At 55.7% G+C, this 14,341-nt stretch carries 11 protein-coding genes and 1 pseudogene; 9 read left to right on the forward strand and 3 right to left on the reverse strand.

What is annotated here, in order from left to right:
- Window positions 1–8 precede the first annotated feature (8 nt).
- From QSK07_RS10370 to QSK07_RS10405, 8 genes and pseudogenes are all read left to right on the forward strand, one after another.
- Window positions 9–1,865 (forward strand): dipeptide ABC transporter ATP-binding protein, encoded by a 1,857-nt coding sequence (locus QSK07_RS10370; protein ID WP_285720749.1) that lies wholly within the window; start codon window positions 9–11, stop codon window positions 1,863–1,865.
- Window positions 1,866–1,919: 54 nt separating this feature from the next.
- Window positions 1,920–3,455, forward strand: a complete 1,536-nt coding sequence (gene gsiB, locus QSK07_RS10375; protein ID WP_285720748.1) for a glutathione ABC transporter substrate-binding protein GsiB — start codon at window positions 1,920–1,922, stop codon at window positions 3,453–3,455.
- A 50-nt stretch (window positions 3,456–3,505) separates the two neighbouring features.
- The gene (gene gsiC, locus QSK07_RS10380) at window positions 3,506–4,435 is read left to right on the forward strand and encodes a glutathione ABC transporter permease GsiC (protein ID WP_013357265.1); all 930 of its coding nucleotides are present in this window, start codon (window positions 3,506–3,508) and stop codon (window positions 4,433–4,435) included.
- On the forward strand, window positions 4,432–5,337 hold the full coding sequence (gene gsiD, locus QSK07_RS10385; RefSeq protein WP_285720747.1) for a glutathione ABC transporter permease GsiD: 906 nt from the start codon (window positions 4,432–4,434) through the stop codon (window positions 5,335–5,337). Before gsiC ends, gsiD begins: the two co-directional genes overlap by 4 nt.
- Complete coding sequence (locus tag QSK07_RS10390; protein ID WP_098051096.1) at window positions 5,334–5,783, forward strand: DUF4385 domain-containing protein; 450 nt, start codon at window positions 5,334–5,336, stop codon at window positions 5,781–5,783. Before gsiD ends, QSK07_RS10390 begins: the two co-directional genes overlap by 4 nt.
- A 435-nt stretch (window positions 5,784–6,218) precedes the next feature.
- Window positions 6,219–6,854, forward strand: coding sequence for a carbonic anhydrase (locus tag QSK07_RS10395; protein WP_013357268.1), 636 nt, complete (start codon window positions 6,219–6,221; stop codon window positions 6,852–6,854).
- 142 nt (window positions 6,855–6,996) lie between these two features.
- A pseudogene (locus QSK07_RS10400) lies at window positions 6,997–7,656 on the forward strand (DUF3313 domain-containing protein).
- Between the two features lie 111 nt (window positions 7,657–7,767).
- Window positions 7,768–8,904: a PQQ-dependent sugar dehydrogenase gene (locus tag QSK07_RS10405; RefSeq protein WP_285720746.1), complete on the forward strand. Its 1,137-nt coding sequence runs from the start codon at window positions 7,768–7,770 to the stop codon at window positions 8,902–8,904.
- 148 nt (window positions 8,905–9,052) lie between these two features.
- Here QSK07_RS10405 and QSK07_RS10410 read toward each other — a convergent pair whose 3' ends face one another.
- Window positions 9,053–9,709: an HAD family hydrolase gene (locus QSK07_RS10410; RefSeq protein WP_098051094.1), complete on the reverse strand. Its 657-nt coding sequence runs from the start codon at window positions 9,707–9,709 to the stop codon at window positions 9,053–9,055.
- 272 nt (window positions 9,710–9,981) lie between these two features.
- Between QSK07_RS10410 and QSK07_RS10415 the strand changes: the two genes are divergently transcribed.
- Window positions 9,982–11,184 carry a serine hydrolase gene (locus QSK07_RS10415; RefSeq protein WP_071888658.1) on the forward strand — a complete coding sequence of 401 codons (1,203 nt, stop codon included), beginning with the start codon at window positions 9,982–9,984 and terminating at the stop codon, window positions 11,182–11,184.
- A 258-nt stretch (window positions 11,185–11,442) separates the two neighbouring features.
- On the opposite strand, the gene ybjG is transcribed toward QSK07_RS10415, so the two are convergent.
- Both ybjG and QSK07_RS10425 read right to left on the reverse strand, forming a co-directional pair.
- Entirely contained in the window at window positions 11,443–12,048 is a 606-nt protein-coding gene (gene ybjG / locus QSK07_RS10420; RefSeq protein WP_013357273.1) for an undecaprenyl-diphosphate phosphatase, read from the reverse strand.
- A 403-nt stretch (window positions 12,049–12,451) separates the two neighbouring features.
- Window positions 12,452–14,140, reverse strand: coding sequence for an aspartate:alanine antiporter (locus tag QSK07_RS10425; RefSeq protein WP_013357276.1), 1,689 nt, complete (start codon window positions 14,138–14,140; stop codon window positions 12,452–12,454).
- Between the last annotated feature and the right edge of the window lie 201 nt (window positions 14,141–14,341).

The raw sequence follows: 14,341 nt of genomic DNA on the forward strand, positions 1-14,341 counted from the left end.
ATGCAGAAATGAGCGACAGGCAAACGTTACCGCCGCTGGCCCCTGATCAGGTGCTGGCGGTGCGCGATCTCAGTGTGCGTTTTCAGCACGAAGCCACCGTCACAGACGCGGTGCGTCATTTGTCACTCGATCTGTTTCGCGGCGAAACGCTGGCGCTGGTAGGAGAATCAGGTTCAGGAAAATCGGTCACCTCGCTGGCGCTGATGCGGCTGATTGAGCAGGCTGGCGGCAGGGTGAGCGGTGAGGTGCAATTACGTCGTCGCAACGGCGAGGTGCTGGATCTGATGCGCGCCTCAAAAAGTCAGATGCGTCGGGTGCGCGGCGCGGATATGGCGATGATCTTCCAGGAGCCAATGACCTCGCTGAATCCGGTCTTCTCCGTGGGCGAGCAGATTGCTGAATCCATCCGTCTTCATCAGGGGCTGAGCCACGCCGCGGCACTGGCAGAGGCGCGGCGGATGCTTGATCTGGTGCGCATCCCCGATGCGCACAATGTCCTGTCTCGTTTTCCGCATCAGCTCTCAGGCGGAATGCGTCAACGCGTGATGATTGCGATGGCGCTTTGCTGCAAACCGGCGCTGCTGATTGCCGATGAGCCGACCACCGCACTCGATGTCACTATTCAGGCGCAGATTCTGCAACTCATCCGCGTGCTGCAAAAAGAGATGCAGATGGGGGTGATTTTTATCACGCACGATATGGGCGTGGTTGCCGAAATGGCCGATCGCGTTCAGGTCATGTATCGCGGTGATGTGGTGGAGAATGCGCCCGTCGCCGAACTGTTCAGCGCACCGCAGCAGCCCTACACCCAGGCGCTGCTGGCCGCGGTGCCCAGACTCGGTTCGATGCAGGGCCAGCCCCTGCCGGCCAAGTTCCCGCTGCTGCATAGCGACGCGGTTGATGACGTACCGCAGGATACGGTACGCCGCCTGCAGCCCCCCATTCTGCAGGTACGCGATCTGGTCACCCGCTTCGATATTCGCGGCGGCCTGCTGAATCGCGTCAAAAGCCGGGTCCATGCCGTCGAAAAAGTCAGTTTTGATCTCTATGCCGGAGAGACCCTGGCGCTGGTGGGGGAGTCGGGCTGTGGTAAATCGACCACCGGACGCTCGCTGCTGAAGCTGGTTGCCAGCCAGGGCGGCACGCTGACATTTGACGGACAGCGCATCGACCATCTCACAGGTGCTGCACTCGCCCCTCTGCGGCGCGATATTCAGTTCATTTTCCAGGATCCCTACGCCTCGCTTGATCCCCGGCTGACGGTTGGCTTCTCAATTATGGAGCCGCTGCTGGTCCACAAGGCGATGCCGCGTCGCGAGGCGGAACAGCGTGTCGCCTGGTTACTGGATAAAGTCGGTCTGCTGCCGGAACATGCTCAGCGCTATCCGCATGAATTTTCCGGCGGGCAGCGCCAGCGTATCTGTATTGCCCGCGCGCTGGCGCTGAATCCGAAGGTGGTCATCGCCGATGAATCCGTCTCGGCGCTGGATGTGTCGATTCAGGCGCAGATTATTAATCTGATGCTCGACCTGCAGCGCGAGTTTGGCATCGCCTTTCTGTTTATTTCTCACGATATGGCGGTGGTGGAGCGTGTCAGCCACCGTGTGGCGGTAATGTATCTTGGTCAGATTGTCGAGATAGGGCCGCGCCAGGCGGTGTTTGAACAGCCTCAGCACCCCTATACCCGAAAACTCATGGCCGCGGTGCCGGTAGCCGATCCGGCGCACCGGCGTCGTGAACGCGCCTTACTGGTCGATGAGATCCCCAGCCCGATTCATGCGTTAGGGGATGAACCTGAAGTGGCGCCGCTGATGGAGGTGGCTCCGGGCCATTTCGTCGCCCGCCACGTTATCAGCGCGACCTGAACAGTGAAGATGTCGCCCCGGCGACCAACCCGACAGGGATTACAGGAGAAGAAGATGCAGATTACGATGCGTAAAGGGTTACTGGCGGCTGGCGTGTTAAGCAGCGCAATGACATTGCCCGCCTGGGCAGCACAGGATGCGGTGATTGCCGTCGCGTCCAACTTCACCACGCTCGATCCCTATGATGCCAACGACACGCTGTCGCAGGCGGTGGCGAAATCGTTCTATCAGGGGCTGTTTGGCTTCGATAAGGATATGAAACTCACCAATGTGCTGGCGGAGAGCTACCAGGCCAGCGCCGATGGCCTGACGTACACGATTAAGCTGCGCTCCGGGGTTAAATTCCAGGATGGCACGGACTTCAATGCGGATGCGGTGAAGGTCAACCTCGATCGTGCCAGCAATCCGGATAATCATCTTAAGCGTTTCAACCTGTTCAAACGCATCGCCAGTACCGAAGTCGTGGATCCGACGACGGTGAAGGTGACGCTGAAAGAGCCGTTCTCTGCTTTTATCAACAATCTGGCCCATCCGGCGGCGGCGATGATTTCGCCCACCGCGCTGAAAAAATATGGCAAAGAGATCGGTTTCCATCCGGTGGGCACCGGTCCGTTTGTGTTTGAAACCTGGAATCAGACCGACTTTGTGAAGGTCAAGAAGTGGGACGGCTACTGGAAACCGGGCTATCCGAAACTGGACAGCATTACCTGGCGACCGGTGGTGGATAACAACACCCGCGCGGCCATGCTGCAGACCGGCGAAGCGAACCTTGCGTTCCCGGTGCCTTATGAGCAGGCGAAACTGCTGGAGAAGAACAACAAGCTCGATGTGGTGACCACGCCTTCGATTATGCAGCGTTACATCAGCCTTAACGTCACGCAGAAGCCGTTCGATAATCCGAAGGTGCGTGAAGCGCTGGAGTATGCCATCAACCGTCAGGCGCTGGCGAAGGTGGCCTTCGCCGGTTACGCCACGCCTGCGACCGGCATCGTGCCGCCCGCCATTGACTTTGCGCAGACCTATCCGGCTATCGGCTACGATCCCGCTAAAGCGAAAGCGTTGCTGAAAGAGGCGGGCTACCCGAACGGATTTGAAACCACGCTCTGGTCGTCGCACAACCACAGCACCGCGCAGAAGGTGCTGCAGTTCACTCAGCAGCAGCTGGCGCAGATTGGCGTGAAGGTAAAAGTCACAGCGATGGATGCGGGTCAGCGAGCTGCTGAAGTCGAAGGTAAAGGCCAGAAAGAGAGCGGCGTGCGCATGTTCTACACCGGCTGGTCCGCCTCAACCGGTGAAGCCGATTGGGCGCTGACGCCACTCTTTGCCACCGCAGCCTGGCCACCGGCAATCTTCAACACCGCGTTTTACAGCAATCCTAAGGTCGATAAAGATCTGGCCGATGCGCTGAAAACCACCGACCGTGCTGAAAAAGCGCGTCTCTACAAAGAGGCGCAGGATACCATCTGGCAGGACCATCCGTGGATCCCGCTGGTGGTTGAGCAGCTGGTTTCTGCCAACAGCAAAAACCTGACTGGTTTTTATGTGATGCCCGATACCTCATTCAATTTTGATGAGGCCACGCTGAAGTAACGGAGCCGGCCAGCCCGCGTGGCTGGCCGCAACTGCAGGATGTTGCATGCATGTTTAACTACTTTCTCAAACGACTGTTTGGGCTGATCCCCACACTGCTGATCGTGGCGGTGCTGGTATTCCTGTTTGTTCACCTGCTGCCGGGCGACCCGGCACGCCTCATCGCCGGGCCGGAAGCGGATGCCTCGGTGGTGGCGCTGGTGCGTCAGGAGCTGGGTCTCGATCTGCCGCTGCCACAGCAGTTCTGGCACTTTATGCTGAATGCACTGCAGGGTGATTTCGGTCAGTCGATGGTCTCAAAGCGGCCGGTTGCGGATGAGATCGCCTCACGCTTTATGCCGACACTGTGGCTGACGCTGGCCAGCATGATCTGGGCGGTAATTTTTGGCATGACCATCGGCATCGTTTCGGCTGTCTGGCGTAACCGCTGGCCCGATCGGCTGGGGATGACGCTGGCGGTGTCGGGCATTTCGTTTCCTGCCTTTGCGCTGGGGATGCTGCTGATGCAGGTCTTCTCGGTTGAGCTGGGCTGGCTGCCCACCGTCGGGGCTGAGAGCTGGAAGCATTACATTCTGCCCTCCATCACCCTGGGTGCAGCGGTCGCCGCGGTCATGGCGCGCTTTACCCGCGCCTCGTTCGTGGAGGTAATGCAGGAAGATTACATGCGCACCGCCAGGGCTAAGGGGGTACGCGAGTCGCTGGTTGTGGTGAAACATGGCCTGCGCAACGCGATGATCCCAGTGGTCACGATGATGGGGCTGCAGTTTGGTTTTCTGCTGGGTGGCTCAATCGTGGTCGAGGTGGTGTTTAACTGGCCGGGCCTGGGGCGTCTGCTGGTCGACTCCGTGGCGATGCGCGACTATCCGGTTATTCAGGCTGAAGTACTGCTGTTTTCACTGGAGTTTATTCTGATCAATCTGTTTGTCGACATGCTCTATGCGGTGATTAACCCCGCTATTCGCTTTAAGGAGTCGCGATGAAAAACTGGCGACGTGAAGCGGCACTGAAAACGATGCCGCTGATAGTGGAGAACCGGGTGCGTACGCCATGGCGTGAGTTCTGGCGACGCTTCCGGCATCAGCCGGTGGCGCTGCTGGCCGGGGTATTTGTGCTGATACTGATTGTACTGGCGGTGATCGCCCCGTGGATTGCGCCGTTCGACGCAGAGAACTACTTCGATTATGACCGGCTCAACGACGGTCCATCGATGATGCATTTCTTTGGCGTTGATTCGCTGGGTCGCGACATCTTCAGCCGGGTGCTGGTCGGCACGCGTATTTCCCTGATTGCCGGCTTTTTCTCGGTGGTTATTGGCGCAGTGATTGGCACGCTGTTTGGTCTGCTGGCAGGGTATTACGAAGGCTGGTGGGACCGTATCACCATGCGCATCTGTGATGTGCTGTTTGCTTTCCCCGGCATTCTGCTGGCGATTGCGGTGGTGGCGATTATGGGCAGCGGCATGAGCAACGTGATTGTGGCAGTCGCTATTTTCAGTATCCCGGCCTTTGCCCGTCTGGTTCGCGGTAACACGCTGGTGCTGAAGCATCAGACCTATATTGAGTCGGCACGCAGCATCGGCGCCTCTGACTGGACGATCCTGATACGGCATATCCTGCCCGGCACGGTATCGCCGATTGTGGTCTATTTCACTATGCGGGTTGGTACTTCCATCATTACCGCCGCCAGTCTGTCGTTTCTCGGGCTGGGTGCACAGCCGCCCACGCCGGAGTGGGGCGCCATGCTGAATGAGGCGCGGGCCGATATGGTGATTGCCCCGCACGTGGCGATTTTCCCCAGTCTGGCGATTTTCTTCACGGTTCTGGCATTTAATTTGCTCGGCGACGGGCTACGTGACGCACTTGATCCTAAACTAAAGAGATGAAACCTTTCGATTATGATCAGGACTTCAGCACAATCGACTTCCGCCAGCATCCCGAGCGTTATCAGGTCGGGCGAGGTGAGCAGGGTGTGCTGATGGTCGAGCCTTATAAAAGCGAAATTCTGCCGCACTGGCGTTTTCGCACCGTTCCCATTGCTGAAGAGTCGGCTGAAAAAATCATGGCGCTGTTTGAGGATTACCGGCGTCAGGACGATTTTGTCGGCATGGATATGGCGCGCAAATTTATCCAGATGGGATATACCCGAGCGCGGCGTTACAGTAATCACAAAGGCGGCCGCAAATATGATGCGGACGGCAAGGAGCTGCCGCGCGGCGTTAATGAGGAAAAGGCCGCTGCGGCCGCTATTTTCAAAGCTTACTGGGACAAACTGCGCGAAGATGAGGACTACCTGCGCCGCAAAAAAGCGCATCAGCAGCAGTATGGTTAAACGCTAAATTTCCTCCCCCGGCCACCTCCACCGTGGCTTCCGTCATTGCCTGAACCCGCCCGGCTCGTTCTCCGGGCGTTATCCTGCTCCCCTTTGTCAGCCCTGAAAGGCCAGATGCAAATGAGAAATCTTTGGTTTCGGTCAAACCGCGACGTAAAGTAATGAAAAAACGCGTAAAAGCTGGTCCACGGTTCGGACAAAAAAATCGGTTGGATCACACTCTGCCTTTTCCGGTAACGTCCCGTGCTGTAAAAAGAAATCGGCTCCGAAAACGCTGGATGGCGGATAAGCGAAACGCTGACGATGCCATCAGTTCAGAGCTGTCCGAAAAACGCGGGTTGATATTCACTTGTTTTCATTAATAATAAACCAGCAAACCCCACTGAGGGGGCTATGCCCCTCAGGTAATGAAATGGATAATGTGAGAGCTAAATAATGAAAGAGATCATCAACGGATTTCTGAATTTCCAGCAGAATGTGTTTCCTGAAAGGAAGGATCTTTTCAAAAGCCTGGCGTCAAATCAAAATCCGAAAGCGCTGTTCATCTCCTGTTCAGACAGCCGTCTGGTGCCGGAACTGGTGACGCAGCAGGAGCCAGGAGAGCTGTTCGTTATCCGCAATGCGGGCAACATCGTTCCCTCATTTGGCCCGGAGCCGGGCGGTGTCTCCGCCACGATCGAATATGCGGTGGTCGCGCTGGGCGTCTCAGACATCATCATCTGCGGTCACTCCAACTGCGGTGCCATGAACGCCATCGCTTCCTGCGCCTGCATGGATACTATGCCTGCGGTTGAGCACTGGCTGCGCTATGCCGATGCGGCAAAAGCGGTAGTTGAGCAGCGTGAATATGACTCGCCAGAGAAGAAGCTGAACGAGATGGTTAAAGAGAACGTGATCGCTCAGTTGAATAACATGAAGACTCATCCGTCGGTCTCCGTTGCCCTGCGTAACGGCAAACTGCGCCTGCACGGCTGGGTTTACGACATCGAAACCGGCACCATCATGGCACTGACTCAGGGCGGTAAGCAGTTCATCACCCTGTCTGATAATCCTGATGCCAGTTTCGAGTAATGCTTTTCACCCGCTGTGTTATGCAGCGGGTATTTTCCGATCTTATGCTCAGATAACCCCCTTGAAAAGACGCCTGTTTTAAGCATTTTCTCCGTGATTTATCTATGCTTGCTTAAACCTTCCTGACACAAGCGAGTTGATCATGCGTAAAACGTCCGTTACTGCTCTGCTGGCTGTCTCCGCACTGTTGCTCAGTGGATGTACTTCTCATGTTGCAGACAAGCAGCACTATTCGGGTTTCTTAGCAGATTACAGCCAGCTAAAGCCCTCTGAATCAGCCAGCGGGTAACCAACCCTGCGCTGGGTGTCTCCCGACTATAAGAGCAGCCAGTATCAGGATGTGCTCTATATACCGGTCGTGTTCTATCCGGCTGCACGGCCTACGGCTCGCGTCAGTCAGCAGACGCTGGATCAGATGCGCAGTTACACCGATATTCAGTTAAAAGGGGCGATTGCCACCCGTCTGCCGCTGGTTAATCAGGCTTCGTCACATGCCCTTAAAGTACGTGCCGCGATCACCGCCGTCTGGGCAGAGAACGAGGGCGCACAGTTTTACGAAGTGGTGCCGATTGCGGCAGTCGTCGCCAGTACAATGGCGGCCTCAGGTCACCGAACTCAGAACAGTGAACTGTCCCTGGAAATCGAAGCCAGCGATGCCGTGACCAGCAAACCGTTGATACGGGTTATACGAAAAGCTTTTGGCAAAACGGTCAGTAACAGCACGACGCCACTCATTTTTGATGATCTGAAGCCGGGTATTGATACGCTGGTTCGTGACACGGTCAGTTTCAACGCGCCATAACCTTTGGGGCAACGCATCCTTGTCACTTTGTTTAATCTTTTGTAAATCCTCAGGTTCACCACGCAGTGGATGACTACGCTTAAGGGCACGCTATCCCGTCAGGAGAACCTTATGTCCCGTTTTTCGACTGCTCTTGTGCTCGGCGGCGCGCTGTTCTGCGCCTCGCCACTGTTTGCCGCTGACGTAAAAGTCGAGGTCTTGCAGGATAAGTTACAACATCCATGGTCTGTTGCCTTCCTGCCCGATAACAAAACGCTGCTGATTACCGAGCGTAGCGGAGCGCTGCGCAGCTGGAGCCCGGAGAGTGGCCTGTCGCAGCCGATTCGGGGTGTGCCAAAGGTCTGGGCAGAACGGCAGAGTGGCCTGCTGGATGTCGTGCTGGCACCTGATTTTGCGACCAGCCGTCGTGTCTGGCTCAGCTACACCGAGGCGAACAGCAGCGGTAAAGCAGGTGCCGTCGTGGGCGTCGGGACGCTGAGTCCGGATAACCAGCAACTCAGCGATTTCCGCGAGGTAGTCCGGCAGACGCCGATGCTCTCCAGCGGCAACAATATCGGCACCCGGCTGGCGTTTGATACGCAGGGCTACCTCTGGATCGCGTTCGGCGATAATTTTGTCAGCAGTGCCGCGCAGGATCTCGATAAGCTGCAGGGCAAACTGCTGCGGCTTAACGCCGATGGCAGCGTGCCAGACGATAATCCGTTTGTGAGAAAGCCCGGCGCACGGCCTGAGATCTGGGCCTATGGACTGCGTAATACGCAGGGACTGGCGCACAACCCCTGGACCGGCACGATATGGGAAAATGAACATGGCCCGCGCGGTGGCGATGAAGTAAATATCATGAGCCGTGGCAAAAACTATGGCTGGCCGCTGGCGACGTACGGCATTGACTACAACGGCGATAAGGTGCCGGAATCAATGGGCACCCATGCTGCAGGCACCGAACAGCCGCTTTATCACTGGAAGGATTCTCCGGCCATCAGCGGCATGGCATTTTATAATAGCGCCCGTTTTCCGCAGTGGAAGAATTCAGTGTTTATCGGGGCACTGAAAGAGAAAAACCTGATCCGTCTGAGTCTTAACGGCGAAAAAGTGGTGGAAGAGCAGCGCCTGCTGGGCGATCAGAAAGCGCGCATCCGCGATGTGCGGCAGGGACCGGATGGCTGGCTCTATGTGCTGACCGATGAGGCCAATGGCAAACTGCTGAAAGTGGGATTAGCGCAGGACGCTGGCGCGTCCCGCGGCTAAGGACCCGGGCTGGCAGACGATTTCATTTGTCAGTCTGGACCTGAGCCGTGCTCACCCTCTTCACGTATTACGTGTACTCGCTGATGAATGCGCGCAGACCGTGTCCCGACAGCCCGAAATAATAATGCCTGCCGGGACAGGCGCTGAGTCAGCGTGCCCAGTGGTAAATCTGCCAGCCGCGGTTTAGCGCTTCCTGGTGCAGTTGTTCGTCAGGATTAATGACGTGGGCATGATCGGCCTGTTGGAGGAGCGGCAGGTCATTCATGGAGTCGCTGTAAGCCCAGGTGCGGTCAAAGTTCTCCTCCTGCTGCAGCGCTTTCCAGTCACCCAGGCGGGTCACTTTGCCCTCTTTGTAGGTCATGGTGCCGTAGGTGTTGCCGCTGTAGCGCTCATCCACGATCTCAACGCCAATCGCCAGCGCGCCGCAGGCACCCAGATTCTCGGCAATCGGCACCACCAGATGTTCGCCACTGGCGGAGATGATTATCACTCTGTCACCGCGTGCCCGGTGCCACTCAATGCGCTCGCGGGCGGCAGGATAAACGCGTGGCATGATGTCGCGATGAATGAAGCGGCGCACCCAGCCTTCAACAGTCAGTGTTGCCATGCCTGCCAGCGGGGAGAGTGTTTTATTCATATACTCTTCAATCGATAGCGTGCCGGCGTAGTACTGATTCATTAATGCCTGTTCCTGATCAATCAGTTCGCTGGGGGCGAATCCCTGTGATACCAGCCAGCGCAGCCACAGACTGGTGCTGTCTTCACAAATCAGTGTTTCATCAAGATCAAAAAGGGCTAAGTCCATGGTCGGTCTCCTCGGCTGACTGGCTTTCAGGTTAGCCGATAATTGTGACGGGCTTAACTCTTCTGCGAAAAATCGGAATTTCACGCAGTTTTGAAAGTGACATACGCGGCGAAAAGCGGCACGCGCGCGGCGCTTATGCCAGGGTTACTCTACTAAACTCTAAAAAACTTTACGATTCGACGGTTTTTTTCGCTGCCGGCAAGGGTTAGCGTTTGAGTGAGAATTTTCTGCCCCTGGAATTTTGATTTAACAAGGACAATCCGGCCAAGCCCATGACAAACACTCGCTTCACATCTCGCCTGCGGCACCTCGTTGCCACCTCATTACTGATTATCGCCCCCATCAGTGCTTTTGCTGAGCAGGCTCCGGCTGCGCCTGGCATTGATGCTAAAGCGTGGATTCTGATCGATTACGCCAGCGGTAAAGTGTTAACCGAATCCAGTGCCGATCAGCGTCTCGACCCTGCCAGTCTGACCAAGATGATGACCAGCTACGTGGTCGGTCAGGCGATTAAAGCGGGCAAAATCAAACCGGATGACCTGGTCACCGTGGGACAGGATGCCTGGGCGACCGGCAATCCTAAGCTGCGTGGCTCTTCGCTGATGTTCCTCAAGCCTGGCGATCGGATACCAGTTCATGAGCTGAACAAAGGGATTGTGATCCAGTCAGGTAATGACGCCTGTATTGCGCTGGCGGACTATGTGGCGGGCAGTCAGGATTCGTTTATCGGACTGATGAACAACTATGTGAAGGCGCTGGGACTGCAAAATACTCACTTTATGACGGTGCATGGTCTGGATGCAGAAGGGCAGTACAGTACCGCGCGTGATATGGCGCTGATTGCTCAGGCGCTGATCCGCGATGTGCCCGAAGAGTACGCACTGAATAAAGAGAAAGAGTTCACTTTTAATAAGATTCGCCAGATTAACCGTAACCGTCTGTTGTGGAGCACCAACCTCAAGGTGGATGGTGTCAAAACCGGTCACACCTCCGGCGCGGGTAATAACCTGGTGGCTTCCGCGACCGAAGGCGACATGCGTCTGATCTCGGTGGTGCTCGGCACCGCCAGCGATGCGATTCGTTTCCGCGAAAGTGAAAAGCTGCTGACATGGGGCTTTCGTTTCTTTGAAACGGTGACGCCGATTAAAGCGGATGCGCCGTTTGCGCAGCAGCGGGTCTGGTTTGGTGATAAGAGCCAGGTGAATCTGGGCGTGGCGAAAGATGCCGCGCTGACCATCCCGAAAGGGCAGATGAAGAACCTGAAGGCGAGTTTCAGACTCACGACACCACAACTCGAAGCGCCGCTGAAGAAGAATCAGGTGGTCGGCACCATCGACTTTCAGTTAGACGGTAAGACGATTGAGCAGCGTCCGCTGGTGGTACTGCAGGATGTGCCGGAAGGCGGCTTCTTCAGCCGGATGATTGATTTTGTGATGATGAAGTTCAACGGCTGGTTCGGGAAGTGGCTCTCATAAGCGAGCAGGGACGCTGAGGCGTCCCTGAGACGAGTGCTGTTTCCAAATCAGAATTCAGCAGCAACGCTTTAGCCCAGCGCGCTGGGAACTGGGTCAGAAGAGGAAAGCGTCCCGCGCCATGGACGGCGCGGGTCGAGCGTGCCATGGATGGCGGTTTTTGCGTCTTTCCGATCTGACCCTGTTCCCTGCGCAGGTTTGATCTTACCGCCAGTTGAAGCAGATTCCAGACAATTAAGGAGACGTAACCGCATCCCTTTCTTAATTCTGCGTCCAGCCCTTACGAATCGGTAAAGCAAATAATGCCCGATAGAGCGGGTTGATCACCGCCAGCATCCGCTCGCCATAGAACTGCCACGCCAGATGCGATGCCAGACAACTCAGCAGACCTACCAGGAACCCACCCAGCATATCCATTGGCCAGTGAACGCCCAGGTAGACCCGCGACCAGGCGATGGCGCAACCCGCCACCATCAGCACTACACCCGACCAGAGGCGATGCCAGAAAATAAAGGCCAGAGCAAAGGTGAATATTGTCGTGCCGTGATCGCTGGGATAAGAGTCATCAGCGGCGTGGTGCAGGAACTGATAACCGTAACCAATGGCGAAAGGGCGGGGATGCGGCAGCAGATGGCCCACACACCATGAGATCGCCAGCGCATAGATCAGCGCCATACCCGTTTTCAGTACCAGCACCCGCTGTGAAGAAACCTGATCGCGCGGTCCCCAGAGCCACATCGCGACGATTAACAGCGGCACGATAGCGATCAAATCTCTGGCAATAAAGGTCGCCAGCTGCAGCAACCAGGCGGGTGACGCCGGTGTGGCATTGATAGCAGTAAACAGTGCGTGGTTCAGCTCTTCCATATCGGGATAAATTCCTCAGCAGACAGGCCGGTCATCAGCTTCAGGCAACATCCGGTCACCCAGGCACGATAACAGCGGCAAATAAACGTTCAGCGACAGCGCGCCCGACCAATCAATCAGCACAATTTGCTAACTTAACAGTGCGCTATCCTGCTTTTTGTCGGCCAGTTCGTCTATGGAAAGGCTCTTAATCTCATAATGAGTTGCATAACTGTTTAAGTTTTATGACGGTTTGAGAGGTAATTTCAGTATATAAGCGCAGGATCGGATGAAAAAAAGGCATAAAAAAACCCGCCGGGAAAAAGACCAGCGGGCTCCACAATTTGGGGATTTCAAAGAAAAGCAGTGGCACTTATTATGACTATCGCTTAACAATAAAGTTCTGGACGTCAGCAAAAAAATTTTATAAGGGCAGTATCGGCCAGATAATCACAATCAGCGTCCCCGCCAGCGTCAGTAACACGTTGGCGATCGCATAGGTTCCGGCATAGCCCAGCGCCGGAATATTACTGCGTGCCGTATCGCTGATGATCTCCATGGCGGGTGCGCAGGTTCGCGCGCCCATGATGGCCCCAAACAGCAGGGCGCGGTTCATCCGCAGCACATAGGCCCCAAACAGATAGCAGATGATCACCGGAATCAGGCTTACCAGCAGACCGCACAGCAGCATCAGCGCACCATCACTGCTCAGCCCGTGATTAATCCCACTGCCGGCACTTAATCCCACACCCGCCATAAACACCATCAGGCCAAACTCTTTCACCATGGTAAGCGCGCCCTGCGGAATATAGCCAAAGGTCGGATGGTTGGCGCGCAGGAAACCGAGCATAATACCGGCGAACAGCAGACCCGCCGCGTTACCGATTCCAAAACTGAAATTGCTGAACTGAAACGTAATCAGACCAATCATCAGACCCACGATAAAGAAAGCGCAGAAGGCCAGGAGATCGGTCATCTGACTGTGAATCGCGATAAAACCGATGCGATCTGCCACGCTTTTCACCCGTCTCGCCTCGCCGCTGACCTGCAGCACATCACCTTTATTGAGCATGATGCTGTCGTCGATCGGCATCTCAATCTGACTGCGTATCACCCGGTTCAGGAAGCATCCGTGATCGGTAAGGTTTAACTTGCTGAGGCGTTTGTTCACTGCGTTGTGGTTCTTCACCACGATCTCTTCGGTGACGATGCGCATATCCAGCAGATCGCGGTCAAACACCTCTTTGCCGTTACGGAAACTGGGGTCGAGCCGGGCATGTGCATCGGGATAGCCCACGAGCGAGATATCATCACCAAGCTGCAGCACCGCATCCCCATCGGGACTGGCGAGAATACCGTTGCGGCGAATACGCTCAATGTAACAACCTGTCTGACGATAGATACCCAGCTCGCGCAGGTTTTTGCCGCCGCTCCACGCCACCAGTTCCGGGCCCACACGATAGGCGCGGATCACCGGCAGGAAGACTTTACGCTGGCTGTCGGCATCCAGACCGCGTTCCCGCGCAATCTGCTGCGCACAGGTCGGCAGATCCTGATGTTGCAGACGGGGCAGGTAGCGTGCGCCGAAAATCAGACTGACCAGGCCGATCAGGTAGGTCACAGCGTAACCGAGGCTCAGCTGATCCTGCATCAATCCAAGCTGCTTTGGATCGCTGATGCTTTGCCGCAGGGTATCACCTGCGCCCACCAGCACCGGCGTTGAGGTCATCGACCCGGCCAGCATGCCGGCGGTGAGACCAATATCCCAGCCAAAGAGTTTGCCCAGCCCCAGTGCCAGCAACAGCGCACTGACCACCATGACGATGGCGAGCATGAAATAGTTTTTGCCGTCGCGAAAGAAAATAGAAAAAAAGTTGGGACCCGCTTCAACACCAACACAAAAAATAAACAGCATAAAGCCCAGACTCAACGCATCGGTATTGATCGCGAAGTGCTGCTGCCCTAATAAGAGCGAAACCACTAACACGCCAATCGAATTTCCCAGCTGAACCGAGCCAAGACGCAACTTTCCCAGACAGAGGCCGAGCGCCAAAACGACAAATAATAACAAAATGTCATTTCCGCTTAACAATCCTGCGACGTTAATATTCACTGTTTAACTTCTTGTTTACGTGTAACTTGTTGAAGAGTGGCCTTTTTTTCGCTATCGTGATCAGGCCGTTGAGGTTCTGTTGTATCAACACTGCAAATGGAACCGTTATCGCGGCGCTATTCTAATCACAAATATCTTATACAGCTATTCGCTGTTTCATTCGTTGCCATAACGAACTGTTTCTTTTTATTTCCACCAGAA

This window comes from Pantoea sp. QMID4, from assembly GCF_030270445.1.
In the GTDB taxonomy this organism is placed as follows: domain Bacteria; phylum Pseudomonadota; class Gammaproteobacteria; order Enterobacterales; family Enterobacteriaceae; genus Pantoea; species Pantoea vagans.